Genomic DNA, 24,963 nt, shown 5'->3' on the forward strand with positions numbered 1-24,963 from the left:
GATGCTGGGACGGACGGCGGCCGTGTGGTTGAGTGGGGTGATGGCTTCCCCCATTGAGGACTATGCGCTGGTGTCGGACCTGCACACGGGCGCCCTGATATCCCGCCGGGGAAGCATCGACTGGCTGTGCCTGCCCCGCTTCGATTCGCCGTCGGTGTTCGGTGCACTGCTGGGGACCGAAGACCACGGGCGGTGGCTGTTGGCACCCGAGGGGGATGCCGCCGTCGTCAGCCGAAATTATCTGGGTCCCACCTTCATCCTGCAGACCCACTGGGCCACCGACACCGGCAGTGCACTGGTCACCGAGTTCATGCCGGTCGGTGACGGCCGGGCGTCGATCGTGAGGCGGGTAGAGGGGATCAGCGGCACGGTGGATATGCGCCAGGAGCTGGAAGTGCGGTTCAACTACGGAACCGTCCTGCCCTGGATGCGCCGTGATCCGGATCCGCACGGGGAGCGGCTGCTGGCCGTGGCCGGGCCCAATGCGCTGGTGCTTCGCGGGGACAACCTTCCCACTGCCGAGGATCACCGCCACGTGGGCCGGTTTACAGTAAGCGCCGGTGAGCACGTGGACATGGAGCTGACCTGGTATCCCTCCCACTTTGAAGTGCCCCGGCTGACGGCCATCGACGCGGCCCTCGCGGCCACCACCGTTTACTGGGAGACGTGGGCCGACCACTGCGATCGCGCCAAGCAGTATGAAGCCCCCGTCCTGCGCTCGCTGCTGGTGCTACGCGCTCTGACGCATGAGTCCACCGGCGGCATTGTGGCGGCTCCCACCACCTCGCTTCCGGAAATTGCGGGCGGGGAACGCAACTGGGACTACCGCTACTGCTGGCTCCGGGACGCGGCACTGACGCTTGAGGCCATGCTGGGTCACGGATACGAGGAGGAAGCACTGCACTGGCGCAACTGGCTCCTGCGGGCGGTGGCCGGTGACCCGGAGGACCTGCAGATCATGTACGCGGTGGACGGTGCCCGTGAACTGCCCGAACGCATCCTGCCCCAGTTTTCCGGGTACGAGGGGGCCGTTCCGGTGCGGGTCGGAAACGGGGCGGTGGGCCAGTACCAGGCTGACGTTGTTGGTGAAGTAATGGTGGCCCTGGCCAAACTGCGGGACCAGGGCGTGGAGGAGGATCATTTTTCCTGGCCGCTGCAGCGTTCGCTGATGACGTTCCTGGAACGCCATCTGGAGGAAAAGGACCACGGCATCTGGGAGATGCGCGGGGACCCCCAGCACTTCACGCATTCCCGGGTCATGATGTGGGCCGCGTTCGACCGGGCGGCAGATGCCGTCAGAACCTACGGACTGGACGGCCCGGTGGAGCTGTGGGATGCCCTGCGTGACGGTCTGCGCGAAGAGGTCCTGAACCGGGGTTTCAACAGGGAACGCAATTCCTTCACCCAGTACTACGGCAGCACCGAGGTGGACGCGTCGCTGCTGCAGCTTCCGCAGGTGGGTTTCCTGGCGTACGACGACGAACGCATGCTGGGCACGGTGGCCCGGCTGGAGAAGGACCTCCGCACGGACTCCGGCCTGCTGCTGCGCTACGCCACGCACAGCGGTGTTGACGGCCTGGAGGCGGGGGAGAACCCGTTCCTGGCCTGCAGCTTCTGGCTGGTGGAGCAGTACGCTGCCACCGGCCGCGCCGCGGACGCCCGCGCGCTGATGGACCAATTGGTGGCATACTCCAACGAACTGGGCCTACTCAGTGAGGAGTACGACCCCGTTCACAACACGATGGCCGGCAACTTTCCGCAGGCCTTCTCCCACCTTGCCCTGGTCCGGGCCGCGGATGCGCTCAACACCATGGCGCCGCTGCCGGATCAGGGTTTTACCGCGTCCACCGGATCTTCCGAGGCGCATCTCCCCACGGAAAGAAGCAGATGAACCGTCATAGTCTCTCAGCGGCCGCCATGGCAGCGCTGCTGTCCGCCAGCGCCGTCAACCACTTCCGCAATCCGCGGTTTTACAACGCAGTGGTTCCCCGGAGCATCAGTACGGACACCCACGGTCAGTTTGGCGTCATGACGCGCCGGCAGTGGACCCACCTGAGCGGAGTGCTGGAATTTGCGGCCGCTGCGGGATTGCTTGTGCCGGCCACCCGCCGGGCAGCGGCCACCGGAACCACCCTGATGTACATCGCGTTCATTGCCGGGCATCTCAGCGCCCTGCAGCGCGCTTTCGGCCCCCGCGGATCCGACCGGGAGAAGGCCATCCACCTGGTCCGACTGCCGCTGCAGCTGCCCCTGATCCGCTGGGCCTGGAGCCTGCGGGGCTAGGCAGTTCCCATGGCAACGCAACTACTGGTACTTTCCGATACCCACCTGCCCAAGCGGGCGAGAGAACTGCCAGCGCAGCTGTGGCGGGACGTTGAGGCTGCCGACGCCGTGGTCCACGCCGGTGATTGGGTCAGCGAGCACGCGCTCGATGAAATGCTGCAGCGCTCCCGCCGGCTCATCGCCTGTTACGGCAACAACGACGGCGGCGCACTGCCGGCCCGCCTGCCTCTGATCGCCGCGGCCACGGTGGAGCAGGTGCGGCTTGCCGTCATCCACGAAACGGGCCCGGCTGCGGGCCGGGAAAAACGTATGGAGGAGCAGTTTCCGGCGACGGACCTGCTGATTTTCGGCCACAGTCACATCCCCTGGGACACCGTGACACCCTCCGGTCTGCGGCTGCTGAACCCGGGCTCACCCACGGATCGGCGCCGCCAGCCTTTCTGCACGTATCTGCGCGTAAAAATCGAGGGGAAAGCCGTCACTCCGGAGCTGGTGCGGCTTCCCCCTCGGGACGCTTAGGCGGCGAGCTTCGTCCCTCGCCGCGCGCCTAGTTGGCGCCTGGCGTGAACACCACCTTGATGCAGCCGTCGTCCTTCTTCTGGAACTTCTCGTACAGGTCAGGTGCCTCCTCCAGGCCGGCCCGGTGGGTGGTCAGGTCCATGACGCCCAGCGGGTCGGACGGATCTTCGACCAGCGGAATGAGGTCATCCACCCAGCGCTTGACGTTGGCCTGGCCCATGCTCAGGTGCAGCTGCTTGTCGAACATCTCCATCATCGGCATCGGGCTGGCCATGCCGCCGTACACGCCGCTCAGCGACACGGTGCCGCCGCGGCGGACGGCATCAATCGAGCCGTGCAGGGCCGAAAGCCGGTCGGTGCCGGCCGTTTCCATGGCCTTCTGGGCCAGTTTGTCCGGCAGGAAGCCCACGGCGGTCTGGGCCAGGCTGCCCACCGTGGATCCGTGGGCCTCCATGCCCACGGCGTCCACCACTGAGTCCGGGCCGCGGCCGTCCGTCATCTCGCGCAGCTCCTCGGCCACGTCCTTGGTCAGGTCCAGCACCTCCGCGCCGTGCTTCGCCGCCAGGGCCCGCCGCTCGGCCACCGGCTCCACACCGATCACGCGGTACCCAAGATGCGTGCCGATCCGGGCTGCGAACTGCCCCACCGGGCCCAGCCCGTAGACAGCCAGCGTTCCGCCGTCGGGCACGTTGGCGTACTGGACGCCCTGCCAGGCGGTGGGGAGGATATCGGAAAGGAACAGGTAACGCTCATCCGGAAGTTCGGAACCAACCTTGATGGGCCCGTAGTCCGCGTGCGGCACGCGCAGGTATTCGGCCTGGGCGCCGGGAACCGAACCGTACAGCTCTGAGTAGCCGAACAGCGGCGCTCCGGATCCCTTCTCGCGCACCTGGGTGACTTCACACTGGGTCTGCAGTCCGCGGCGGCACATGAAACAGGAGCCGCAGGCAATCTGGAAGGGAATCACCACGCGGTCACCCCGCTTGAGGTTGGAGACGCCGGGCCCCACTTCCTCGACGATCCCCATGGGTTCGTGCCCGATGATGTCGCCCCGGTTCATGTACGGGCCCAGGACCTCGTAAAGGTGCAGATCGGATCCGCACAGTGCTGTGGACGTGATGCGGATGATGGCGTCGGTGGGCTCCTGGATCACCGGATCCGGGACCTCGATGACGCTGACGGACCGCTTTCCCTGCCAAGTTACTGCCTTCATGTGCGCTCCTCCTGCTGATTGCGTTTGGGTGCTCGGAAAGTACGTGAAGTCCATTGTGGCAAATACTAAGGGTACTGACAAAACAGCAGGGGTGTGCAGGGGTGCAGCGGGATTCAGGGAACAGTGCAGGCGCAGGGATCCGGCAGGTCCGTGCACGTGTTCCCAGTCTCTGGGGTTGGTGGGGCTGTGGGGATCACTCCAGGACCACCAGGCTACAAAGAGTGGGAACCTGTGTCCGGGCTCGGCCGGTCGGCTAGTACCCGGGGGTCCCTCAGCAGGAACGCCCGTTCCGCAGCTTCCGCATTGGTCAATGCGTGGCCGGGGAAAGCGGGCCGGCCGAGGGGAACCGCGGGGAGTTCATGACCCAGCCGGCATACGGGGAGGGTGTCCGGCACCAAGATTTCAACCGGCACCGATTCGGCCGGGCCGGAGGAGTAGGTTGTCCCGTGGGCAGACCGGGCGCCCTCATCCACGGCGGCATCAGCATAGCCGCGCAGGTGCTGCAAGGCGTCACCTTCGATGTGCTCCGCCCGGAGGAGGTTTACCCGCACTCCGGCTCCGAGGGCTCCCGTATGGGTCAGGATGTTTGCCAGGGTGGCGTAGGTAGTGGAGGTGAGGCAGCCGCGAACTTCGAGGCAGGCCAGGCGAAGCTGCGTATCAATCCGGACAAGGACCCGTAGCGCGTGGTCAGTTGAAGGGTATTCCCGTGAATCGCTGAGCATGGGATTCTCCGCACGTCCGTAACAGGCGGCCTCTGCTTGACCGGGTAATCGACGTTAGCCCAAGGATGACGGCCTGTCTGCCCCTCGTGGCCGGTTACGGGTGCGGCACTCGCTACGGGGCGGCCGGGCTGGGCGTGGAGGTGCTGCTCCGGGCCACGACCTCCGCGGTGGCTTCAGCAATTGCCTCCTCTTCATCGGTTGGCACCACCAGCACGGGGATCTTCGAATCAGCGGTGCTGATCAGCCTCGCCTCGGAGCCGCGACTAAGGTTCGCGTCGGCATCCAGCGAGATTCCCAGGGCGCCGAGCCTGTTGACCGTCAGTTCGCGGAATTCCCAGGCATTTTCTCCAATCCCGGCCGTAAACACCACTGCCTGCGCACCGCCAACGGCAACGTGGTAGGCGCCGATGTACTTGGCCAGTCGATACGCCGCTACGTCCAGGGCCATGGCAGCTGCTTCGTTTCCGCCGGCTGCAGCCTCCGTCAGGGTTCTCATGTCCGATGCCCCGCCTAGCGCCAGTAGACCGGATTCCCGGTTCAGCAGATCATCCAGGGTGTTGGCGTCATAGCCTTCACGGAGCAGGAACACCAGAATGGATGGATCCACGTCGCCGCTGCGCGTCCCCATCACCAGGCCCTCCAGGGGAGTGAACCCCATGGAGGTGTCAATGCTGCGGCCGTTCTTGATGGCAGCGACGGACGCCCCATTGCCCAGGTGTGCAATGACGGCGTCGAACTCCTGCGGCTTGATGCCCAAAAAGTCTGCCGCCGCCGGAGCCACAAAACCGTAGCTGGTGCCGTGGAAGCCGTAGCGGCGGATCCCGTACTTCCGGTACAGGCTGTTGGGCAGGGCGTAGCGCCAGGCCTCCTGAGGCAGGGTGCGGTGGAACGCGGTGTCAAAGACGGCTACCTGCGGAGTTTTGGGCCACTTGTCATGTACGGCCCGGATACCACGTGCACTGGCGGGGTTATGCAGGGGTGCCAGCGGACTGAGGCGCTCGATGGACCGGACAATTTCATTATCGATCAGGACCGGTTCGCTGAAGCGCTCGCCGCCGTGAACCACCCGGTGTCCGACGGCGTCAATATCCCGCCCGCCGAGAGCCTCCGGCAGCAGACGGCTGAGCTCCTCCAGAGCGGCGCCGTGGTCAGGCACCGCCTCCTCACCGATCCGGTCAATGATTCCCTTGGTCAGGAGTTCGCCGCTTTCCGTGTCCCGCACCTGGTATTTCAGCGACGAGGATCCGGAATTGATGACCAGTACCAGCATCAGCCCTCCTGAGCTTGGACCGCGGTGATGGCCACGGTGTTGACGATGTCCTCGACGGTGCAGCCCCGGGATAGGTCGTTGACCGGTTTGCGCAGCCCCTGCAGGACGGGTCCCACGGCAACTGCACCCGCCGACTGCTGCACAGCCTTGTACGTATTGTTGCCGGTGTTGAGGTCCGGAAAGATGAACACGGTCGCTTGCCCGGCCACGCTGGAACCCGGCAGTTTTGAAGCTGCAGTGGAGGCGTCCACGGCCGCGTCGTACTGAATCGGCCCTTCCACCGGCAGATCGGGGCGGCGGCTGCGGACCAGCTCTGTTGCTTCACGCACCGTCTCCACAGATTCGCCGTGGCCGGAGGCGCCGGTGGAGTAGGACAGCATGGCAACCCTCGGCCTCACTCCAAACTGGGCTGCGGTATCTGCGGAAGCCAGGGCAATGTCGGCCAACTGCTTGGCGTCCGGATCCGGATTCACTGCACAGTCTCCGTAGACCAGGACCCGGTCCTGCAGGAGCATGAGGAACACGGAGGAGACAATGTCCACGCCGTCCTTGGTCCGGATGAACTCCAGAGCGGGACGGATGGTGTTGGCCGTGGTGTGCGCTGCTCCGGAAACCATTCCATCCACGCGGCCCAAGTGCACCATCATGGTGCCGAAGTATGCCCCATGGAGCATACGCTCGCGGGCGTCCTCAAGCGTGACGCCCTTCTTGGCCCGCAGGACTGCGTATTCGCGGGCAAAATCGTCCCGCAGGCCGCTCGTGGCCGGATTGATGATGGTGGTGCCGCTGAGGTCGATGCCTTCACTGGCGGCGAGTTCACGGACCTGGCCCTCAGGGCCCAGCAGGGTCAGCGCGCAGACATCGCGGCGCTGCAGGATTTCCGCAGCTCGGAGGACCCGCGGATCCAGGCCCTCCGGAAGGACAATGTGCTTGCGCTGTGCCCGGGCACGGACAATCAGCTGGTTCAGGAACCGGAGCGGAGTGGTCTTTTCCGGGCGTGGCAGCTCCAGCCGCTCCAGGAGTTCGTCTTCATCAACATGCCGGGTCCACACGCCAAGGGCGGCAGCAACCTTACGCCGCTGCCCGGAGGAGATCTCACCGCGCACCCGGCTGACCTGCCGTGCGGTGGTGTAGGTGTCGTCGTCCACGGCGAAGATCGGAAACGGTGCCTGGGACAGCAGTGCCAGGATGCCCGGATCGATGGGCAGGCCGCCGGTCAGGACCATGCCGCTGGGGACCGGAAACTCCGGGGCCACTGCGGATGCCAGGGCAGCGACCATGACGTCCGCCCGGTCGCTGGGAGCAATAACCAGGTTGCCGTGCTGCAGCTGGGAGATGAAGTTTCCTACGGTCATGGCGGCAACTTTGACGCCGACGACGTCACGCTCCAGTGATGCGCTGCCGGCTACCTGCCGGGCGCCCAGGGCTTTGGCGACCTCGGACATGGACGGCTGGGAAATCTCGTTCAGTTCCGGCATCACGTAGACGGGCCGGCCGGACGCGCCGGGCCGCACGGCGGTGCGGACTTCCTCCACCGCGTCCGGATCGGCGCGGTTGACCATCATGGCCAGGAGGTCGCACCGGGCGGTGCTGAGCTCGTGCCGGGCCAGATCCACGGCGTCGGCTGTTTCGGCAATACTCATTTCCCGGGCATTCACAACGGCCACCACCACCGCGCCCAGGTCATTCGCAAGCCGCGCGTTCAAATCGAACTCCAGAGCGACGTCGTGCCCGGAGAGGTCCGTACCCTCGATGATCACCACGTCACAGTGGGATGCCACTTCGTTGTAGATGGCCATGCACCGGGAATCCACCTCGCCACGTTCGCCGGCCACCAGCAGGGCTCGCAGTTCCTTGCGCGTCAGGCCGCCGCGGCTGGTCTGCGCCGTGAGGTTGAACTTGCGCTGCATGAGCCGCACCATGGGGTCCTGCGCCGGTTCCGTGCCTTCCACGATCGGCCGGAAAAAGCCGACCCGGTCCGCATGGCGCAGCAGCATGTCGGCTAGTCCCAAGGTGATCAGGGATTTGCCGGACCCCGGGGTCATGGCACTGATATAGATTCCGCGGGCCATGGTGATGTCCGATCTGTGGGGCTTCGGGGCTGAAAAAAAGGAGAACTGCGGGACACTGTGGCCGCGCACCGGCATCGCCGGATACGGTGGCCGAGGACACATCTTCATCCTCCCAAATGCGCCGGGCAGTGGCTAGCGGAGATGCCGCACCGCCGCGCGCAAACCCGGTCCGCCGGGCAGGCATGGACTGCCGTGTCTCAACATGTGGGATTAAACTGGTGAGCGCCGGTCAGCGGCCTACGATTGATCGGTTAGTTTGACGGACACCCGAGCACAAGGACCACAGTGAGTCTCTTCCGAACGAAACCCATCGAGGATTCCCTAGCGGACGCCGACGAACCCGGTCGCCGGCTTAAACGCTCCCTGACCACCTGGGATCTGATGATCATGGGTGTTGCAGTAGCAGTGGGTGCCGGAATTTTTTCCGTGGGAGCCAAGGCAGCCGCAAACTTCTCCGGCCCTGCCGTGACCCTCTCCTTTGTCCTCGCCGCACTCACCTGTGCCCTGGCGATCATGTGTTACGCCGAGTTTGCCACCGCTATTCCGGTGGCCGGGTCCGCCTATGTCTTCACATACGCCACCATGGGCGAGCTCGTGGCCTGGATCATCGGCTGGAACCTGATCCTGGAACTATTCACCGCGGCCGCCGTGATCGCCAAGTACTGGGGCATATACCTCAGTGAGGTGTTCAAACTGCTGGGACTGGACATTCCGGCCACGATTGACCTCGGCCCGGTGGACCTGACCTGGGGGCCCCTGCTGATCGTTGCGGTATTCACCGTCCTGCTGGTGATGGGCACCAAGCTCTCCGCTCAGGTGGGCAACGTGTTCACGCTGATCAAGATCGGCGTAGTGCTGTTCGTCATTGTGGCGGGCTTCTTCTACGTCAAGGCGGAGAACTACACACCGTTCATCCCGGATGCTGTTTCCACCGAAGGCCTGGGCACCCAGGGCGTGATGCAACAGTCGCTCTTCTCCTTCATGACCGGGGCGGCGCCGGCCCAGTACGGCACGCTGGGCGTCTTTGCCGGCGCGGCGATTGTCTTCTTCGCCTTCATTGGGTTCGACGTCGTTGCCACGTCCGCCGAAGAGGTGAAGAATCCGGGCAGGACCCTGCCGCGCGGTATCTTCGCCGGCCTGGCAGTGGTCACGCTGCTCTACATCGGCGTTTCCCTGGCACTGACGGGCATGGTTCCCTACACCGACCTCGCTGCGGCTGAATCGCCGAACCTCGCCACCGCGTTCACTCTGGTGGGCAACCCCTGGGCGGCGCAGGTAATCGCCGTCGGATCCCTGATTGGCCTTACCACCGTGATCATGGTGCTGCTCATGGGTCTGGCCCGCGTGGTGCTGGCCATGAGCCGCGACGGCCTGCTGCCGCGCTCGCTCTCGCGCACGAGTGACAAACACTCGACGCCGGCGCGCCTGCAGATCCTGTGCGGCACGCTGGTGGCGCTGGTGGCCGGCTTCACGCAGGTGGACGTGCTGGAGGAAATGATCAACATTGGCACGCTGTCCGCGTTTGTTGTGGTCAGCCTAGGGGTCCTGGTCCTGCGCCGTAAGCGCCCGGACCTGAAGCCCGACTTCCGGGTGCCGTTTGGGCCCGTGATTCCGGTCCTCTCAGCCCTCCTGTGCCTGTACCTGATGACCAATCTGGCCGTGGAGACCTGGGTCTACTTTGCCGGCTGGCTGCTGATCGGATTCCTGGTCTACTTTGCCTACGGGCAGCGGCACTCGCGAATGAACGAGAAATTTGCCGACATCCGGCAGGCCGAACGGGATACGCGCGCCGAGCGGCTGGAACGCGAACAGAGTTCACCGGCACCGGAGGCCTGATCTGCGCCCGGGCTTGCGTTCGGCGGCGCCGGTGGCAGACTGGGGCGCATGTTGGTTGCCTTTTCAGTAGCTCCGTCCGGCGTTGGCCCGGACACCCCCGCAGGCCCGGCGGCGGCGGACGCGTCGGTGCATGACGCTGTTGCCGCCGCTGTCCGCGTTGTCCGCGAGTCCGGTCTGCCAAACCGGACCGACGCCATGTTCACCACGGTGGAGGGCGAGTGGGATGAGGTGATGGACGTGGTCCGCCGCGCCACCGAAGCCGTGGGCCGCTACGGCAGCCGGGTGTCCCTGGTTCTCAAGGCTGACATCCGGCCAGGCCATGCCGGCGAGCTTGAGGGCAAGGTTGAACGCCTGGAAGCTGCCCTGGAACGCTCCGCCGGTGCGGGCACCGGAAACGGCCTCTCGCCCTCCTGAAGCGGGTCCTTGCTGTGAGGGCGCTTAAACTGGAAGCATGACCCCTACCCCCAGTTCCTCCACGGCGCCCCCGTGCCTACGGATCATCAGTACCTTCCGGACGGCTGCCTGATGGGCCGCCAGCGGCCGGGGAAAGCTCCCGCGGATACTCCTGAAGCCGGCGGTACTCCCTCATCCGGGCCCGTGGCGGGCACGTATCCCGTGGATACCGGAACCTGTGAACTGATCCCGGACCAGTTCAACCCCAACGGGTGGATTCTCAAGGTCAACGGCGTCCACAGCTCACACATTGACGTTAACGATCCCCGCCAGCTCGACTTCGAGTACATGCGCTGGATTGCTGCCCTCGTTGACACCCACTGGGATGCCGACGCCAAGCTGCGTGCCCTGCATCTGGGCGGCGCCGCCTGTTCCATGGCCCGTTATTTTGCTGCGGGCTTCCCCAACGCCCGGCAGGTGGTGGTGGAACTGGATGGACGTCTCGCGGAACTGGTGCGGGCCTGGTTCGACCTGCCCCGGGCGCCTCTGATGCGCCTGCGGGTCGGTGAGGCTCGGGAGGTTACGGAAACCCTCCACGATGACAGCAGGGACCTGGTGATCCGAGATGTCTTCGCCGGAGCCAAGACACCGCAGGCACTGACAACACTGGAATTCACGGCACAGGCTGCACGGGTCCTGGCCCCGGGCGGCCTGTACATCATCAACTGCGGAGACACCCCGGATCTGCGTGGGGCACGGCGGGAAGCCGCGGCCGTAGGTGAGGTGTTTGCGCACACCGCCATTGTGGCGGACCCCGCCATGCTCAAGGGCCGCCGGTACGGCAACATGATCATTGCCGGTAGCGACTCGCCCTTTGCCGGCCACCCGTCCCTGCCGCGGACGCTGCTGGGCGGGGGAGTTCCGGCGCATCTGTGGGACGACGCGCAGGTGCGCGCCTTTGCCGCCGGAACACGGCCGCTGACTGACGCCCAGGCAGCCTGACCGACAGCAGCACTTCCAGCACTCAGCACGGCGCCGCAGAACCCTCGCTGCCGAGCATGAGAAAAGGCCGTCCCCGGTGCTACCTGCACCGGGGACGGCCTTTGTTATGTCTGCTCAGACGGTTCAGTGAGCGGTTCTCACCTGGACCCTGGAACCTTAGACGCCAAGGGCGGAGGAAATGGCGCCCACGGAGAAGAAGAGCACAAACGCTGCCGCCACAACCCACATCAGGGGGTGGACTTCCCGGGCGCGGCCCTGGAAGAGCCGGATCAGGGCGAAGGTGATGAAGCCGGCACCCAGACCGTTGGCAATGGAGTAGGTGAATGGCATCAGGGCGATGGTCAGGAACGCGGGGATGGCAATGCCAATGTCGCTCCAGTCGATCTTTCCGACCTGGGAAACCATGAGGTAACCCACCACCACCAGCGCCGGGGCCACGGCCTCAAACGGCACCAGGTAGATCAGCGGGGTGAGGAACATGGCAACGATGAACAGCAGGCCGGTGACCACGGAGGCCAGGCCGGTGCGGGCGCCTTCCGCGATGCCGGAGCCGGATTCCACGAAGATCTGGTTGGACGAAACACCGGCCGCACCGCCGACGACGGCGCCCGCGGCATCCACCAGGAGCACCTTCTCCACGTTGGGGATGTTGCCGTCCTTGTCAATGGAACCGGCCTCCGTGGCCAGGCCAACCATGGTGCCCATGGCATCAAAGAAGATGCTCAGCAGAATCACAAAGGCCAGCAGCGAAGCAGCGACAACGCCCAGGGTTTCAAAGGAGCCAAAAATGTTGACGTCTCCCAGCAGGGAAAGGTCAGGGGCGGCCCACTCAGGCATGCTGGGGGTGACCAGTGACCAGCCTGAGGCGACGCCGGCACCCTGCGAGCCGGGGGACGCCACAAATTCGATAATCACGGAGAGGATGGTGGACGCAACGATGCCGATGAGGATGGCGCCCTTGACGTTGCGTGACATCAGTCCGATGGTCAGGATCAGGCCGAACACAAAGACCAGGCTTGGCCAGCCGATGAGCTGGCCGCCGGTGCCCAGCTCCACGGGAACCGTGGTGCCGGCAGCGTCGGGGATCCGGCGGACAAAGCCGGCGTTCACGAATCCGAGCAGGGCAATGAACAGGCCGATGCCCACAACGATCGCCGTCTTGAGGCCGGCCGGAACGGCTTTGAAAACAGCCGTGCGGAAGCCGGTCAGGACGAGGATGAACATGGTGATTCCGGAGAGCACCACCAGGCCCATGACATCGGGCCAGGTCAGGCCGTCATTGGTGGCGACGGTGGCGGCCACAAAGGCGTTGACGCCCAGGCCGGTGGCCAGTGCGAAGGGATGCTTTGCCCAGGCGCCCATGATGATGGTCAGGACGCCTGCCACCAGGGCGGTGGCTGCTGCAACGGCCGGACCGGCCAGGGTATTGCCTGCGGAATCAGGACCGCCGAGGATGAGCGGGTTCAGAACCACGATGTAGCTCATGGCGAAAAATGTGGCCAGCCCACCCCGGACTTCGCGCGACACCGACGAACCCCGTTTGGAGATTTCAAAATATCGGTCCAGCTTTGAACCTTGTTTGAGCATGACGCATCCTCTGAATGGGTGTTGGCTTTTGGGGTGGGAAATACCGCCATTCGATCTTATCGCGCCGTCTTGGCCGTCTGGGAGGCGCGATAAGCGCTCACAGTGGCCTGAAATCGTGAGATTCGTCCCATTTTTAGGGATCCAGGGAAGCTAAGCGGTGCCGGTCCGCATCCCGGGATATCCGGCAAGAGCAGTGTTTCGCACGGCCACTTCCTGTCCCGCCCGCTTGGCCTGACGAACGAGTTCACGGGTGGGGGAGGCCAGGGCTTCGCCTGCGCCGACCACATAGAGGCCCACACTGCGCAGGGCGTTCCGCAATTCTGTCCCGGCGGCGAACCCCAGGGAACGGACGAGTTTCAGTACGGCCAGGTGTCCGCAGCCCGTGAGCACCACGGCGTCGGCTAGCAGGAGGCCGTGATGGGTGCGCACCGCCCACTTGACTGGCCCCGGCACCGGGGTTGGCACGCCGGATCCCCGCAGCAGGCCCAGGTCCTCGGCGGGCGTGCCGCGGCGGATGTCCAGGGAATGGCCGGCGGCGTAACCGTGCAGCAGACGGAGCAGTTCCGCCCGTTCGGGCAGGCTTCCGGGGTCCGGCACCGGCGCGTGAACAGGCTCGGTGTCCTGAGCGAGGCCGTTCAGGACAATGGAGTCCACGCCCTGCCTGCTCAGTTCACTTGCCACCGCCAGGCCGCTCAGCCCGCAGCCGATGACGACGGCGCCCGTCACCTCAGTCCGCGCGTCCGCTGCGGGGAGTCCGCCGTTGTCCGGGCCGGTTTGTGCATGTGCCGCTGTTCTACCCGCTGCTTTATCCACCGAGGCAACCCCCTGACATAGATCAAGGCTGCGGGAACGGCGCCTCTTCCATGCCCGCAGATGTCCGCCCCTCAGCTCAGCGGGCATGTATATCGGTTGTGATGCCCGAAGCCTATCCGCCTTTCACGCGACTTTGTAGTGCCTCTTTTGGCGTGTTCCGGAGAGTGGGGTTTCTCTGGGAGGGGCACGGTAGGCTACCCACACGAGCACATTTCCGGGCGGTCCGAAGGAGCGCTCCGGCAGCCGTGGATGTTTCGAGAGGGGTGCGGCACTGTGAGTGGTTCAATGTGGAGCGAGGACAGCGGACTGGAGGCGTCACCCGGCGTCGTTGTTGGTGTGGATGGATCCGACCAGAGCATGTGCGCCCTGGTATGGGCGGCGAAAGAAGCCGAACGGCGCAGAAGTCCGCTGCACGTGGTCACTGCCTACACCGTGCCCATTTTTGCGGCCTCTTCCATGGATGCGGGATACACCACCATGGATGACTCGATCATCCGTGAGGGAGCCCAGGCGGTGCTGGACAAGGCGCTGGAACGCATCAGTCAGTACAACATTGAGGTTTTTCCGCGGGTTGAAACCGGCGATGCGTCAGCGGTCCTGCTGGAACTTTCCGAAGAAGCGGACCTGATGGTGGTGGGTTCCCGGGGCCGCGGCGGCTTTGTGGGGCGGCTGCTGGGTTCGGTTTCCAGTGCGCTGCCCGCCCACGCCAAGTGCCCCACAGTGGTGGTACCGCTGCGGACGGCGGGCCGGCTGCCCGAGGCCGGGGTCCGGCCGCCGGCCGGAGCCCCCACTGTCCGGACCGTCGAAGATGTGGTGGTGGTGGGAGTGGACGGCTCGGAGCAGGGGCGTGCAGCATCCCTGGTGGCTGCCGAGCAGGCCAGCAGCCGCGGACTGCCGCTGCAGATCCTCTGCGCACTTCCGCCCTTCAGCGGTTCCCTTGCCTGGGTTCCGGCCCCGCTGGATCTTGAGGCACTGCACGAGGAAATTGCCGAGCAGCTGCGTGCAGGCCAGGCCTGGCTGCAAAGCCACTTCCCGGACCTGCCGATGTCCATCCAGCTCCTTGACGGGCCTCCGGCCGAGATCATGATCGACCGGACCGCTGACGTGGAGCTGCTGGTGATGGGTACCCGCGGTCGCGGAGGTTTCAAGGGCATGCTGATGGGCTCCACCAGCCAGAGCGTGCTGCATCATGCAAAGGGACCGTTGATGGTGGTTCCGGACCACGAGGATCCGCGGCTCGCGGACCGGGCCGCCTTCGGATCGCTCCCGGAAGAGTAAGGGGCGGCAGGCTGGGGCAGCCGCGACCGTTAGGCGTGCTGCTGCCCTTCGTGGACCGCGTGGCTTGCCGGTTCCAGCTGGAAGGTGCAGTGCTCGGTATCGAAGTGCTCACTGAGGCACGTTGTCAGCCGGTCCAGCAGCTGGTCCATCCGATCCGAGGTGAGGTGGTCGTCGTCGACCACTACGTGGGCGGAGAACACGGGAACACCCGAGGTAATGGTCCAGATGTGGATGTCGTGGGCGTCTGAGATGCCCTCCACCCGCACAATGTGGTCGCGGATCATTTCGGTGTCCACACCCTGCGGGGTTGCCTCGAGCAGGACGTCTATGACTTCCTTGAGCAGCGACCAGGCCCGCGGCAGGATCATGAAGGCAATCAGGATGGAGGCCCAGGTGTCCGCCTGCTGGTAGCCGGTGAGCATGATGACGACGGCGGACACCACCACGGCGGCGGACCCCAGCAGATCGCCCAGAACCTCCAAATAGGCGCCGCGCACGTTCAGGCTTTCCTTGCGGCCGCTGTGCAGCACCAGCAGCGAGGCTAGATTGGCCAGTCCGCCCACAAGGGCCGCACCCAGCATGAGGCCGGTATGCACCTCCGGTTCCGTTCCAAAGCGGCGGATGGCCTCGGTGAAAATGACGGCGGCAATGACGATCAGCAGCACCGCGTTGGCCAGGGCGGCCAGGACTTCGGCGCGCTGGTAGCCGTACGTGCGGCGTTTCGTGGCCGGACGGGTGGCGATCCAGGCCGCCAGCAGGGCGATCGAGACGCCGGCGGCGTCGGAAAGCATGTGACCGGCGTCGGCCAGCAGCGCCAGCGATCCGGACAGCAGGGCGCCGGCCACCTGGAGGAAAACAACGCTGATGGTGATGAGGAAAACGATCAGCAGTTTGCGCCGGTGCCGGCCGGTTGCGGTGCCCGCGGGCAGCCCGTGACTGTGGCCTTGATGATCTCCCATGCCTTAAGGCTAGCTACCCCCAGCCAAGTTCATGCAGTCGTTCGTCATCGATACCGAAATGGTGGGCCACTTCGTGGATCACCGTGACGCGGATTTCATGAACCAGCTCGTCCCTTGAGGAACACATCCGCAGAAGCGGTCCGCGGAAAATGACAATCCGGTCAGGGAGCGAGCCGGCGTCCCACCAGGAGTCCCGTTCCGTGAGGGGAGTGCCCTCGTACAGTCCAAGTAGTTCGGTTTCCGGATCCTCGCCGGGGCGGGGCTCGTACTCCTCCTCAATGAAGATGGCCACGTTGTCCATGGCGTCGGCCAGGTCCGCGGGGATGGAATCAATCGCGTCATCCACGGCGGTTTCAAAGTCGTCCGGAAGCATCTCTATGGGCACCTAAGCCACTCTAGTGCGGCCCAGGCGCCCAGGGTCCACCGCACCCGTTTTGCTGTTTGCCCCAACAGGCCCTATAGTTTTATGAGTCCACCGGGGCGCAAACGAACGGAAACTTCCGCTCTGAGGCGTTCCTGGTGTGTTCTAAAGGCCCCCATCGTCTAGCGGCCTAGGACACCGCCCTTTCACGGCGGCGGCACGGGTTCGAATCCCGTTGGGGGTACTCAGGAGTGGTAATCGGGCCGGTGAAATGCTGGTAGAGTTTACACTCGTGAAAAGCAAGGCCCTGTAGCGCAGTTGGTTAGCGCGCCGCCCTGTCACGGCGGAGGTCGCGGGTTCGAGTCCCGTCAGGGTCGCTCAGATTTTCTGAAGCGATTTGGAAGATCTCGGTGATCATCGGTAGCGATGATGCCCGGCTCTGTAGCTCAGTTGGTAGAGCGTTCGACTGAAAATCGAAAGGTCACCGGATCGACGCCGGTCGGAGCCACCAGCTAAAACCCCGGACTTACGAGTCCGGGGTTTTTCTTTGTTTGGACACAGGCAGCCGCTGCTTCTCTTCCCAAAATCCGCCCGCTTACGTTTGACTGGTCCCGAAATCTACTTCGGAGGCAATGATGGCGACGGATGCACAGGATTCTGCGTGGGACGCTGCGGCCACTCATCAGAGTACGGACCTGACGGAAGCTGAATGCTGGACGCTTTTAGCCAGCCGCGGAACCGGCAGAGTGGCGTATCAGGAAGAGGGACGCGTGCTGGTTTTTCCGGTCAACTACGTGGTCCGTGACCAGTCGGTCTATTTCCGCACCGCGCGCGACGGCGTGCTTGGCGGGGGAGCGGAAGACCGGAACGCTTCCTTCCAGATTGATGATCATGACACCCGGCGCATGGACGGCTGGTCGGTCCTGCTCAGCGGGCGCGCTGCTGCCGTTCGGGATCCTGAACTGCTGACGCAGCTGTGGGGCCGCCGGATGGATGAGCCTTGGGGCGGCGGACAACGAGATGTTTTTATTGGCATTGAACCCAGCACCGTGACCGGGCGCCGGGTTGGCATGCGTTGAACTGCCCCGGGGCACTACCTGCCCAAAGGACAGGCCCGCAGGATACGCTGAGCAGCATGACTGACGCCCCACATCAGAATGTTCCCCCCGTCCCTGCAGGCCCGGCCCGGGACGGATCCGCGGATGCTGCAGCCCACCGGGCGCCCGCTCACGCCCCTGTTTCCGCGCACGACCCTGTTCCGGTGCACGCCCCCGTCGCGGAAGGCACCGGAGCTGCCCCCGCCGTTATCGGCGGCAAGACCGCCATCAGCGAGCAGGCAGTGGCAAAAGTTGCGGCCATAGCGGCCCGGTCGGTGGCGGGCGTTTATGCCCTGGGCAGCGGTTCCGGGCGGGCGCTCGGAGCCGTCCGGGACGCCGTCGGCGCCTCCAGCGCCACCCAGGGCGTGCATGTGGAAGTGGGTGAAACCGAAGTTGCGGTGGACGTGACCCTGGTGGCGGTTTACGGAACCCCGCTGACCCGCATTGCCGACAATGTCCGTGCAGCAGTCTATTCCGCGGTTGAATCCCTGGTGGGGCTGCGTGTGGTTGAAGTGAACGTGGACGTGAACGACGTCCAGATCCCGGGCGCCGCAGAAGGGCGGCCGGACAAGCCGAAGCCCGGTTCCGCACCGGCCTAGCAGACTATCGAGCAGCGGTATCCGGTATAGGGTCGAAGAAGAGTCAGGGATCACCGTAATGAGGCAGGAACAATGAAACCAACAGTAACCGGCATGGCGGTTGGGGCCGTTTTGGCGTTCACCGCCCTGATTTTCGATTTTTGGGGATTCCTGCTGATGGCACTGTTCATTGCCGTGGGAGCCCTCTGCGGCAGGGCAGCCGAGGGCAAGGTTGACTTCCGCACCGTCCGTGATGCGCTGACCGGCCGACGCTCGTCGTCGTGAGCTCCGCAGTTCCGGCCTTTGTTCCGGCATCACCGCAGGCCCCCGGATACGCCGGACATAACCGCATCAGCACCCAGGCGCTGACCTCCACGGCGAAAGCGGCCGCAGCCGAGTTCTTTCGGGTCCCGGCCGCGCAGATCCGTGTCTCCTGGTCCGACGATCAGGGCATGCTCGCCCTTTCCCTTGCGCTGCCCGTCTCCCTTCCGCCGCTGAACCGCATTGCGGCGGATCCGGACCTCCTGAACCGCACCGGCGGATCGGTGTGGGACCGCGCCCACGCGGCGAAACCCCTGCTTAAGGACAAAGTGACCGAACTGACCGGATCGCTGGTGTCACGGGTGGATGTTCGCCTCACCGGCGTCCAGCTCGAAGAAGGAAGCAGGGTCCGGTGAGCGGCAACGACGTCCGCACACGGCAGATCGTCCGCCGCGAAACGCACGCCAGCCGGGCCGCTGCCTCCGTGGTTGCAGTGGTCCTGGGCATCCTCTTTTGCCTCTACGTCCTGTTGGAAGCAACCCTGCAGGCCCTGGGCCAGGAAGCCTGGCTCACCGACCCCGCGGCCCTGGGCAGCTGGCTGTCCCGCCTGCCCGAGGGCGCCGACTCCTCCGTCCTGGGACTAAGCGGACTGCTGATCCTGCTGGTGGGCCTGGTGTTCTTCCTGCAGGCGGTACTGCCCGGCCGCAGGCCGCGCTATGCACTGCCGAACCCGCGTGCCGCCGTCGTCGTGGATGCAGAAGTCCTGGCTTCCTCGCTGGCGCGCCGCGCCCGCCTCACCGCCGGTGTCAGTGCGGAGCAGGTGCTGGTCACCGTGGGACGGACCCGGGTGGATGTCCGGATCCGTCCCACGTCCGGTATCCCCGTGAACGAGGAAACGGTTCGGGAAGCCGTCACCGATGAACTGCAGCTGACCGGGCTGGAACCCCGGCCTGAGGTCCGCGTGCAGGTTTCCAACCTGGGGGTGATCGGGCAGTGAACCGGACTCCGCGGGCGTTGAACCGCATCCTGCTGGGCCTGCTGGGACTCATCCTCATCGGCCTCGGCGGCGGACTGCTCTGGATTAGCTTTGACAGCAACGCCGCCCGCCGCTGGCAGGCCTTTGCCCCCGAAGCGCTGGATCGGATCCAGGCTTTCGGGGCGCAGACTGCGCTGCCCGGCCAGTCGCAAAGCTGGATCTGGGTGCTGCTGGTCCTGGCCATGGTCATCGCGATTGTGCTGTTGGTCCTCTGGGCTGCGGCGCAGGGCCGGGGACGGACCGGAACTCTGGTGTCGGAGTATGACGAGGGCGGTGCCCCCGGCAATGTGTCGATCAGCGGCGCGGTGGCGGAGCAGGCACTGCGCGCGGCACTTCAGGAGGATCCGGATGTAGCTGCCGCCGGCGTCAGCACCTATGAAGTTCGCGGCAGTTCGGCGCTGCGGATCCGCATCACTCCCCGGCAGGGCGCTGCCCCGCACCTGATCGCCGCTGACGCCACGCACCTGGTGGAGGCGCTGGACGCCGCCCTGGGGCGGCGGACGGTGGTACTGATCAGCATTGATGCCGGCCGGAAGCTACGGTTCAGCCGCGAGGACCGGGTCCGCTAGCGCCGCCGGGGCGCCGGGCGTCAGCTGGCACGCGCCAGCTGCCGGATCGGAATCCAGCGGTTGGCCAGCCGCCGGTAGGAAGCGGCTGCCCCGGTCATGTCGCCCTCCGCCAGCGATTCGATGCCCAGGCGGACATCCGACGGTGAATCGTCGGGGAATACCAGCTCCGCCACCGGACCGTAGTCCAGCTCCAGCACCGCATCTTCGGAGAAAATCTCCAGCCAGTTGGCCAGTTCATCGAGTTCATCCAGCAGATCCAGCTCGGGTGCGGCAAGCGCCAGCGCCGCGGTGGCGCGGCGGGCACGGTCCAGACACTGGCTGACGGGCGCGGAGAGCCGGACGGTCTGAACCTTGCCGTCATCCTCCACCACCTCGCTGTGATCCTCCTCGTGCAGCAGCACAAACCAGCCGAACGGAACGCCCCAGGTTGCGGAGCGGGTGTGCAGCCGGGCCAGGGAATCAGCGAATGAATCAGGGTCGATCCGGGCTGCGTGCGCTTCGCGTGCCACTTCGGGCACTAGGACGTCCACCAATGGACCGTGGATGCTTTCGCCCAGCGACTCTGCGGCCAGCGAGGTCCGGACGGCGAGCTGATTGGGGCAGTAGAGCCGCCGGGTGGAGCCTTCGTGGCCCGGATAGTGCAGCACCCGCACCAGATCCGAGGTGCTGTGCGGGAACGGATCCGAGACGGCCCGCACCAAACGCCGGACGGCATCGCTGCGCTCCAGGACTTCGGTGGCATGGCGTCCCCGCGCCCGCTGCTCCAGAATGGCCAGCTGCTGGTCGTCGTCGAACACGTCCAACGGCTCATAGACGCGCAGATGCGACACGTAGGGGAACGTGCGGTACAGGGAGCGCTGGGGGCGCGCGCTCATGGTCAGTCCAGCTCCACCATCACGGGAGCATGGTCCGACGCGCCCTTGCCCTTGCGCTCCTCACGGTCAATGGAGGCACCGGTGACGCGGGCGGCAAGTGCGGGGGAACCGAGGACGAAGTCGATGCGCATGCCTTCCTTCTTGGGGAAACGCAGCTGGGTGTAATCCCAATAGGTGTACACGCCGGGCCCCGGCGTGTAGGGCCGGACGACGTCGGTGAATCCGGCGTCGAGGAAAGCCTGGAAGGCCGCCCGCTCCGGTTCAGTGACGTGGGTGGCGTTCTGGGCGCGGAACCAGTCGATGTCCCACACGTCGTCATCCTGCGGGGCGATGTTCCAGTCACCCATCAGTGCCAGCGGCAGTTCGGGGTTCTCCTTTATCCAGCCTGCGGCCTGGTCCTTCAGGATGTCCAGCCACTGCAGCTTGTACGGCATGTGGGGGTCTCCCACAGCCCGGCCGTTGGGCACATACAGGCTCCAGACGCGCACACCGTTGCAGGTGGCGCCGATGGCTCGCGCCTCTGTGGCGGTGGTCGCCTCGGTTTTGCCGAACGCCGGCTGGCCCGGGAAGGTGCGCTCAACGTCGTCGAGCCCCACCCGGGAGGCGATCGCCACGCCGTTCCATTGGCTCAGGCCGAAGTGCGCCACTTCGTAGCCGTTGTTCTCAAAGATTTCCCACGGAAAATTCTCGTCCTTGGCCTTGGTTTCCTGAAGGGCAAGGACATCGACGTCGGAGCGTTGCAGCCACGCCTCAACGCGGTCGGCACGGGCACGGATGGAGTTCACGTTCCAGGTAGCAATCTTCACCCTTGCTACGTTACCGAATGTGCGCCCCGATCAGGGCATGGCTTCCGGCTTCCACCACGTGTCCAGGATGCTCACCGGCACGGTGCGCTTGTGCCGGGTCATCAGGAAGCGGCGCTCAATCTGCTGCGCCGCCTCATCCGGGACATCGCGTCCTTCAAGGTAGTCATCGATGGTGTCGTAGCTGATGCCCAGTTCCGTTTCATCGGTCTGGCCGGGGGCGCCGTCCAGCAGATCCGCCGTGGGAGCCTTGCCTATGAGCTGTTCCGGGGCGCCCAGTTCCGCCAGCAGTTGCCGGTTTTGGCGTTTGTTCAGGCCGAAGAGCGGCAGGACATCGGCGCCGCCGTCGCCGTACTTCGTGAAGAATCCAGTCACGGATTCGGCGCCGTGGTCCGTGCCGATGACCAGCAGGTTGTGCTGCCCGGCCACCGCGTACTGGGCGGTCATCCGCGCACGGGCCTTGATGTTGCCCTTGTTGAAGTCGCTGATCCGCTCGCCGCTCATCTTCACGTACTCCTCCTCATAGCCGTCAACGGCCGGAGCAACGTTGTAGACCCAGGAGAGTGCGGGGCGGATGAATTCCAGGGCGGCCTGCGCGTCCGCTTCGTCATGCTGGACCTGGTACGGCAGGCGCAGGGCAATGAACTGCGCCTGGGCGCCCTCGGTTATGAGCTCGTCCACGGCGAGCTGGGCCAGCCGGCCGGCCAGAGTGGAGTCGACACCGCCGCTGATGCCCAGGACAAATCCCCCGGTGTGGGAGGCGGCCGCGTAGGCCTTCAGGAAGTCCACCCGCCGGCGGATTTCCGCACCCGCATCAATGGTGGGCTGCACGCCCATTTCCGCAATGATTTCAGCTTGTAGTTGGCGCATGGGTTCCACCCTATATCTCCCGTCACATCTGTGTGGGGAGATACGGCACTCCGCTAGGATTGAGGCCATGACTGCGCCTGTTTTGCCTGCTGCCCGTGCCCGCCTGCTGGATTTGATCAGTGAACTGGCGGTGGTCCGCGGCAAGGTCATTCTGTCCTCCGGCGCTGAGGCCGATTACTACATCGATCTGCGCCGGGTCACCCTGCACCACGAAGCCTCCCAGCTGGTGGGTGACGTGATGCTGGACCTGATTGACGGCGCCGGAATTTCCTTCGAAAGCGCCGGCGGCCTGACCATGGGCGCGGACCCGGTGGCCACGGCGCTGATGCACGCCGGCGCCCGTGCCGGCCGTCCCATTGACGCGTTTGTGGTCCGCAAGGCACAGAAGTCCTACGGCATGGGCCGGCAGGTTGAGGGGCCTGATGTGTCCGGCCGCAACGTGGTGGTCCTGGAGGACACTTCCACCACCGGCGGATCGGCGCTTACCGCTGTGGAGGGCGTCCGCCGGGCCGGCGGAAACGTGGTGGCCGTTGCCGTGATCGTGGACCGGGACACGGGATCAAAGGAACGCATTGAAGCTGAAGCCGGTGTGCCTTACCTGTATGCGTTCGGCAAGGATGAACTGGGCCTGGACTAAGGCCGCGGAGGAAACGGCACCCGGACTGCCGGGCTCGGAAACCGGGCCGGCATGAGCGAAGACCCGGCAGATTTCCTGCGGTCCGCGGAGAGCCTTAAGCGGTTCTCCCGCCGCCGCCTCCTGACCGGTTCCGCCCTGGGACTAACTCTGGCCGCGGACCTGTTCGTGACCCGCCGGATCCAGCACTACCGGGAGGACCTGGAAATCCTGCGGGTCCGCGACGAGACCGCTGAACGGCGTTTTCCGACCGCCTCCTGGTTCCTCTTTCCCGGCTATAAGACCAGCTGGGAGGAAACCATCTGGATCCTGAACTCCCTGCGGCCGGCGCTGGCCTCCCGGGGGCAGCTTGCCGGCGTCGGCTACTCCAATCTGGGTCTGGACGTGGAGGACATTGTTGCCGCCGTGTACCGCTACATCCGGAACCACCAGCTGCGGCGCCTCTATTTTTACGGCCACAGCTTCGGCGGCATGCTGGCCGTTGAGGTGGCGGCCAGACTGCGGGAGCGGGGCGTCGCCGTCGAGCTGATTATTCTGGACTCCAGCCCGGCCGGGCCGCAGGATGTCCTGGACCGTGCCATGTTTGAGGGGGTGGCGGCCCTGTACGACGCCGGCTACCGCATTCCCAGCGTGGTTCGCGGCGGTTACGAGCTGGGCGAGCGGGTGCTGCACAAGGATGAGCGGACGTGGCGGACAGTTGTGGACCAGACCCTGGAGCAGCTGTCGCCGCTGGCGCCGTCCACCACGCTGATCCAGTCCGAGGCGTCCTACATCTTCCACTACGATGCGCGGCGATATGCCGATGCCCTGGGCGGGACCTCGCTGGCGTTCATCGGCAACCCGGAGGACAAGACGGTGAACTATTTCGGCGCCAAGTACGAGTGGTCGGCGGTGTTCCCGCGCAACCTGGTGGCCAATGACCTGGTGACCGAGGGAGCCAGTCCGGCGCATGCCAGCCCGCAGTGGAATCCGGGTGTGTACCAGAAGGTGGTGCGCGAGATGCTGCGGCAGTATTCGCCGCCGGAACAGGGCGGCGGCCTGAAATCACTGTTCTAGGGCCGCCCTGTTCCCGGCTCCGCTAGACGGTGCTGATCAGGTCCGAGACGGAGTTGACAATCTGGGTGGGCCGGAACGGATAGGAATTGATGTCCTCGCGCTGCGTGATGCCGCTGAGGACCAGGACCGTGGTCAGCCCGGCTTCGATGCCCGCAATGATGTCCGTGTCCATCCGGTCTCCGATCATGGCCGTGGTCTCCGAATGCGCGTCGATCTTGCGCATTGCGGAACGGAACATCATGGGATTGGGCTTGCCAACAATGTAGGGCTTCATGTTGGTGGCGGCCGTGATCAGCGCCGCGATGGCGCCGGTCGCCGGCAGCGGACCCTCCGGTGACGGTCCGGTGACGTCCGGGTTGGTGGCGATGAAGCGTGCTCCGCCCATGATCAGGCGGATGGCCTTGGTGATGGTGCCGAAGGAGTAGGTGCGGGTCTCGCCCAGCACCACGTAGTCCGGGTTGGTGTCCGTGAGGATCATCCCAGCCTCATGCAGCGCCGTCGTCAGCCCTGCTTCGCCCACCACAAAGCAGCGTCCCGGCACTCCGGCGTTCTTGACCTGATCCTTGAGGAACTCGGCCGTGGCCAGCGCAGAGGTCCACAGGTTTTCCTCGGGAATTTCCAGCCCGGAGGCGTGCAGCCGGGCTGCAAGGTCCCGCGGGGTGTAAATCGAATTGTTGGTGAGCACCAGGAACCGTTTGGAGGTGGACACCCAGCGGTCAATGAGCTCGGCGGCGCCCGGAATGGGATTGTTCTCATGAACCAGCACACCGTCCATGTCCGTCAACCAGCATTCAATGTTCTCGTTTTCGCCCACACTGTTCCTTTTCATTTGCGCGGTCAGGGTGCTCCCGGTGCCGCCGTTTTTTCCCCGTGATC

At 65.3% G+C, this 24,963-nt stretch carries 27 protein-coding genes and 3 tRNA genes; 18 read left to right on the forward strand and 12 right to left on the reverse strand.

What is annotated here, in order from left to right:
• Nucleotide 1: 1 nt before the first annotated feature.
• From ABIB35_RS10855 to ABIB35_RS10865, 3 genes are read left to right on the forward strand one after another with little or no spacing between them, the layout of a single operon-like run.
• Entirely contained in the window at nt 2-1,891 is a 1,890-nt protein-coding gene (locus tag ABIB35_RS10855; RefSeq protein WP_354181269.1) for a glycoside hydrolase family 15 protein, read from the forward strand.
• A complete protein-coding gene (locus ABIB35_RS10860) occupies nt 1,888-2,283 on the forward strand; it encodes a DoxX family protein (RefSeq protein WP_354181270.1) in 396 nt (131 codons plus the stop codon). The genes ABIB35_RS10855 and ABIB35_RS10860 overlap by 4 nt, the downstream gene beginning before the upstream one ends.
• Before the next feature lie 9 nt (nt 2,284-2,292).
• Complete coding sequence (locus ABIB35_RS10865) at nt 2,293-2,802, forward strand: metallophosphoesterase family protein (RefSeq protein WP_354181271.1); 510 nt, start codon at nt 2,293-2,295, stop codon at nt 2,800-2,802.
• Between the two features lie 28 nt (nt 2,803-2,830).
• Here ABIB35_RS10865 and ABIB35_RS10870 read toward each other — a convergent pair whose 3' ends face one another.
• The 4 genes from ABIB35_RS10870 to pta form a co-directional block, all read right to left on the reverse strand.
• Nucleotides 2,831-4,015, reverse strand: a complete 1,185-nt coding sequence (locus tag ABIB35_RS10870; protein WP_354181273.1) for a zinc-dependent alcohol dehydrogenase — start codon at nt 4,013-4,015, stop codon at nt 2,831-2,833.
• Nucleotides 4,016-4,227: 212 nt separating this feature from the next.
• Nucleotides 4,228-4,737, reverse strand: a complete 510-nt coding sequence (locus ABIB35_RS10875) for a hypothetical protein (protein WP_354181275.1) — start codon at nt 4,735-4,737, stop codon at nt 4,228-4,230.
• Between the two features lie 112 nt (nt 4,738-4,849).
• Nucleotides 4,850-6,007, reverse strand: a complete 1,158-nt coding sequence (locus ABIB35_RS10880) for an acetate/propionate family kinase (protein WP_354181277.1) — start codon at nt 6,005-6,007, stop codon at nt 4,850-4,852.
• A complete protein-coding gene (pta, locus tag ABIB35_RS10885) occupies nt 6,007-8,079 on the reverse strand; it encodes a phosphate acetyltransferase (RefSeq protein ID WP_354181279.1) in 2,073 nt (690 codons plus the stop codon). The genes ABIB35_RS10880 and pta overlap by 1 nt, the downstream gene beginning before the upstream one ends.
• Before the next feature lie 285 nt (nt 8,080-8,364).
• Between pta and ABIB35_RS10890 the strand changes: the two genes are divergently transcribed.
• From ABIB35_RS10890 to ABIB35_RS10900, 3 genes are all read left to right on the forward strand, one after another.
• The gene (locus tag ABIB35_RS10890) at nt 8,365-9,915 is read left to right on the forward strand and encodes an APC family permease (protein ID WP_354181281.1); all 1,551 of its coding nucleotides are present in this window, start codon (nt 8,365-8,367) and stop codon (nt 9,913-9,915) included.
• 48 nt (nt 9,916-9,963) lie between these two features.
• Nucleotides 9,964-10,329, forward strand: coding sequence for a thiamine-binding protein (locus ABIB35_RS10895; RefSeq protein WP_354181283.1), 366 nt, complete (start codon nt 9,964-9,966; stop codon nt 10,327-10,329).
• A gap of 111 nt (nt 10,330-10,440) precedes the next feature.
• Nucleotides 10,441-11,310 (forward strand): spermidine synthase, encoded by an 870-nt coding sequence (locus ABIB35_RS10900; protein WP_354181411.1) that lies wholly within the window; start codon nt 10,441-10,443, stop codon nt 11,308-11,310.
• 156 nt (nt 11,311-11,466) lie between these two features.
• On the opposite strand, the gene ABIB35_RS10905 is transcribed toward ABIB35_RS10900, so the two are convergent.
• Together ABIB35_RS10905 and ABIB35_RS10910 are read right to left on the reverse strand one after the other, a co-directional pair.
• The gene (locus ABIB35_RS10905) at nt 11,467-12,897 is read right to left on the reverse strand and encodes an NCS2 family permease (protein ID WP_354181285.1); all 1,431 of its coding nucleotides are present in this window, start codon (nt 12,895-12,897) and stop codon (nt 11,467-11,469) included.
• A gap of 150 nt (nt 12,898-13,047) precedes the next feature.
• Nucleotides 13,048-13,710 (reverse strand): FAD-dependent monooxygenase, encoded by a 663-nt coding sequence (locus tag ABIB35_RS10910; RefSeq protein ID WP_354181287.1) that lies wholly within the window; start codon nt 13,708-13,710, stop codon nt 13,048-13,050.
• A 285-nt stretch (nt 13,711-13,995) separates the two neighbouring features.
• On the opposite strand from ABIB35_RS10910, the gene ABIB35_RS10915 reads away from it, so the two are divergent.
• Nucleotides 13,996-14,988: a universal stress protein gene (locus tag ABIB35_RS10915; RefSeq protein ID WP_354181412.1), complete on the forward strand. Its 993-nt coding sequence runs from the start codon at nt 13,996-13,998 to the stop codon at nt 14,986-14,988.
• A gap of 29 nt (nt 14,989-15,017) precedes the next feature.
• Here the strand turns inward: ABIB35_RS10915 and ABIB35_RS10920 are convergent, their stop codons facing one another.
• A complete protein-coding gene (locus ABIB35_RS10920) occupies nt 15,018-15,947 on the reverse strand; it encodes a cation diffusion facilitator family transporter (protein WP_354181289.1) in 930 nt (309 codons plus the stop codon).
• A 13-nt stretch (nt 15,948-15,960) separates the two neighbouring features.
• Nucleotides 15,961-16,320: a metallopeptidase family protein gene (locus ABIB35_RS10925; protein ID WP_354181413.1), complete on the reverse strand. Its 360-nt coding sequence runs from the start codon at nt 16,318-16,320 to the stop codon at nt 15,961-15,963.
• 159 nt (nt 16,321-16,479) lie between these two features.
• On the opposite strand from ABIB35_RS10925, the gene ABIB35_RS10930 reads away from it, so the two are divergent.
• From ABIB35_RS10930 to ABIB35_RS10970, 9 genes are all read left to right on the forward strand, one after another.
• A tRNA-Glu gene (locus ABIB35_RS10930) sits at nt 16,480-16,552 on the forward strand.
• 59 nt (nt 16,553-16,611) lie between these two features.
• A tRNA-Asp gene (locus tag ABIB35_RS10935) sits at nt 16,612-16,685 on the forward strand.
• Nucleotides 16,686-16,743: 58 nt separating this feature from the next.
• Nucleotides 16,744-16,819 (forward strand) — tRNA-Phe (locus ABIB35_RS10940).
• Between the two features lie 124 nt (nt 16,820-16,943).
• On the forward strand, nt 16,944-17,387 hold the full coding sequence (locus ABIB35_RS10945) for a pyridoxamine 5'-phosphate oxidase family protein (protein ID WP_354181291.1): 444 nt from the start codon (nt 16,944-16,946) through the stop codon (nt 17,385-17,387).
• Nucleotides 17,388-17,443: 56 nt separating this feature from the next.
• Nucleotides 17,444-18,004 carry an Asp23/Gls24 family envelope stress response protein gene (locus tag ABIB35_RS10950; protein ID WP_354181293.1) on the forward strand — a complete coding sequence of 187 codons (561 nt, stop codon included), beginning with the start codon at nt 17,444-17,446 and terminating at the stop codon, nt 18,002-18,004.
• Between the two features lie 72 nt (nt 18,005-18,076).
• Nucleotides 18,077-18,268, forward strand: coding sequence for a DUF2273 domain-containing protein (locus ABIB35_RS10955; protein WP_354181294.1), 192 nt, complete (start codon nt 18,077-18,079; stop codon nt 18,266-18,268).
• On the forward strand, nt 18,265-18,660 hold the full coding sequence (locus ABIB35_RS10960; RefSeq protein WP_354181296.1) for a hypothetical protein: 396 nt from the start codon (nt 18,265-18,267) through the stop codon (nt 18,658-18,660). The genes ABIB35_RS10955 and ABIB35_RS10960 overlap by 4 nt, the downstream gene beginning before the upstream one ends.
• Nucleotides 18,657-19,241 (forward strand): DUF6286 domain-containing protein, encoded by a 585-nt coding sequence (locus ABIB35_RS10965; RefSeq protein WP_354181298.1) that lies wholly within the window; start codon nt 18,657-18,659, stop codon nt 19,239-19,241. The genes ABIB35_RS10960 and ABIB35_RS10965 overlap by 4 nt, the downstream gene beginning before the upstream one ends.
• On the forward strand, nt 19,238-19,849 hold the full coding sequence (locus ABIB35_RS10970) for a hypothetical protein (RefSeq protein WP_354181299.1): 612 nt from the start codon (nt 19,238-19,240) through the stop codon (nt 19,847-19,849). Before ABIB35_RS10965 ends, ABIB35_RS10970 begins: the two co-directional genes overlap by 4 nt.
• Before the next feature lie 20 nt (nt 19,850-19,869).
• Here ABIB35_RS10970 and ABIB35_RS10975 read toward each other — a convergent pair whose 3' ends face one another.
• Genes ABIB35_RS10975 through nadE form a run of 3 tightly spaced genes read right to left on the reverse strand, consistent with a single transcriptional unit; the run spans nt 19,870 to nt 22,397 of the window.
• A complete protein-coding gene (locus ABIB35_RS10975; RefSeq protein WP_354181301.1) occupies nt 19,870-20,724 on the reverse strand; it encodes a DUF8083 family protein in 855 nt (284 codons plus the stop codon).
• Nucleotides 20,725-20,726: 2 nt separating this feature from the next.
• The gene (locus tag ABIB35_RS10980; RefSeq protein ID WP_354181303.1) at nt 20,727-21,530 is read right to left on the reverse strand and encodes an exodeoxyribonuclease III; all 804 of its coding nucleotides are present in this window, start codon (nt 21,528-21,530) and stop codon (nt 20,727-20,729) included.
• Nucleotides 21,531-21,560: 30 nt separating this feature from the next.
• The gene (nadE, locus tag ABIB35_RS10985) at nt 21,561-22,397 is read right to left on the reverse strand and encodes an NAD(+) synthase (RefSeq protein ID WP_354181305.1); all 837 of its coding nucleotides are present in this window, start codon (nt 22,395-22,397) and stop codon (nt 21,561-21,563) included.
• A gap of 67 nt (nt 22,398-22,464) precedes the next feature.
• On the opposite strand from nadE, the gene pyrE reads away from it, so the two are divergent.
• Together pyrE and ABIB35_RS10995 are read left to right on the forward strand one after the other, a co-directional pair.
• On the forward strand, nt 22,465-23,034 hold the full coding sequence (pyrE, locus tag ABIB35_RS10990; protein ID WP_354181307.1) for an orotate phosphoribosyltransferase: 570 nt from the start codon (nt 22,465-22,467) through the stop codon (nt 23,032-23,034).
• A gap of 51 nt (nt 23,035-23,085) precedes the next feature.
• Nucleotides 23,086-24,087 (forward strand): alpha/beta hydrolase, encoded by a 1,002-nt coding sequence (locus ABIB35_RS10995; RefSeq protein ID WP_354181309.1) that lies wholly within the window; start codon nt 23,086-23,088, stop codon nt 24,085-24,087.
• Between the two features lie 22 nt (nt 24,088-24,109).
• Here ABIB35_RS10995 and ABIB35_RS11000 read toward each other — a convergent pair whose 3' ends face one another.
• Complete coding sequence (locus ABIB35_RS11000) at nt 24,110-24,916, reverse strand: HAD-IIA family hydrolase (RefSeq protein ID WP_354181311.1); 807 nt, start codon at nt 24,914-24,916, stop codon at nt 24,110-24,112.
• Nucleotides 24,917-24,963: the final 47 nt, after the last annotated feature.

Source organism: Arthrobacter sp. UYP6 (assembly GCF_040547315.1).
Taxonomy (GTDB): domain Bacteria; phylum Actinomycetota; class Actinomycetes; order Actinomycetales; family Micrococcaceae; genus Arthrobacter_B.

Coding starts and splice junctions, on each gene's coding strand:
- ABIB35_RS10920 (WP_354181289.1), bottom strand. CDS start 15,947: ATGGGAGATCATCAAGGCCACAGTCACGGGCTGCCCGCGGGCACCGCA.
- ABIB35_RS10900 (WP_354181411.1), top strand. CDS start 10,441: ATGGGCCGCCAGCGGCCGGGGAAAGCTCCCGCGGATACTCCTGAAGCC.
- ABIB35_RS10955 (WP_354181294.1), top strand. CDS start 18,077: ATGAAACCAACAGTAACCGGCATGGCGGTTGGGGCCGTTTTGGCGTTC.
- pta (WP_354181279.1), bottom strand. CDS start 8,079: ATGGCCCGCGGAATCTATATCAGTGCCATGACCCCGGGGTCCGGCAAA.
- nadE (WP_354181305.1), bottom strand. CDS start 22,397: ATGCGCCAACTACAAGCTGAAATCATTGCGGAAATGGGCGTGCAGCCC.
- ABIB35_RS10870 (WP_354181273.1), bottom strand. CDS start 4,015: ATGAAGGCAGTAACTTGGCAGGGAAAGCGGTCCGTCAGCGTCATCGAG.
- ABIB35_RS10860 (WP_354181270.1), top strand. CDS start 1,888: ATGAACCGTCATAGTCTCTCAGCGGCCGCCATGGCAGCGCTGCTGTCC.
- ABIB35_RS11000 (WP_354181311.1), bottom strand. CDS start 24,916: ATGAAAAGGAACAGTGTGGGCGAAAACGAGAACATTGAATGCTGGTTG.
- ABIB35_RS10880 (WP_354181277.1), bottom strand. CDS start 6,007: ATGCTGGTACTGGTCATCAATTCCGGATCCTCGTCGCTGAAATACCAG.
- ABIB35_RS10975 (WP_354181301.1), bottom strand. CDS start 20,724: ATGAGCGCGCGCCCCCAGCGCTCCCTGTACCGCACGTTCCCCTACGTG.
- ABIB35_RS10915 (WP_354181412.1), top strand. CDS start 13,996: ATGTGGAGCGAGGACAGCGGACTGGAGGCGTCACCCGGCGTCGTTGTT.
- ABIB35_RS10895 (WP_354181283.1), top strand. CDS start 9,964: ATGTTGGTTGCCTTTTCAGTAGCTCCGTCCGGCGTTGGCCCGGACACC.
- ABIB35_RS10865 (WP_354181271.1), top strand. CDS start 2,293: ATGGCAACGCAACTACTGGTACTTTCCGATACCCACCTGCCCAAGCGG.
- ABIB35_RS10995 (WP_354181309.1), top strand. CDS start 23,086: ATGAGCGAAGACCCGGCAGATTTCCTGCGGTCCGCGGAGAGCCTTAAG.
- pyrE (WP_354181307.1), top strand. CDS start 22,465: ATGACTGCGCCTGTTTTGCCTGCTGCCCGTGCCCGCCTGCTGGATTTG.
- ABIB35_RS10925 (WP_354181413.1), bottom strand. CDS start 16,320: ATGCTTCCGGACGACTTTGAAACCGCCGTGGATGACGCGATTGATTCC.
- ABIB35_RS10945 (WP_354181291.1), top strand. CDS start 16,944: ATGGCGACGGATGCACAGGATTCTGCGTGGGACGCTGCGGCCACTCAT.
- ABIB35_RS10905 (WP_354181285.1), bottom strand. CDS start 12,897: ATGCTCAAACAAGGTTCAAAGCTGGACCGATATTTTGAAATCTCCAAA.
- ABIB35_RS10855 (WP_354181269.1), top strand. CDS start 2: ATGCTGGGACGGACGGCGGCCGTGTGGTTGAGTGGGGTGATGGCTTCC.
- ABIB35_RS10950 (WP_354181293.1), top strand. CDS start 17,444: ATGACTGACGCCCCACATCAGAATGTTCCCCCCGTCCCTGCAGGCCCG.
- ABIB35_RS10875 (WP_354181275.1), bottom strand. CDS start 4,737: ATGCTCAGCGATTCACGGGAATACCCTTCAACTGACCACGCGCTACGG.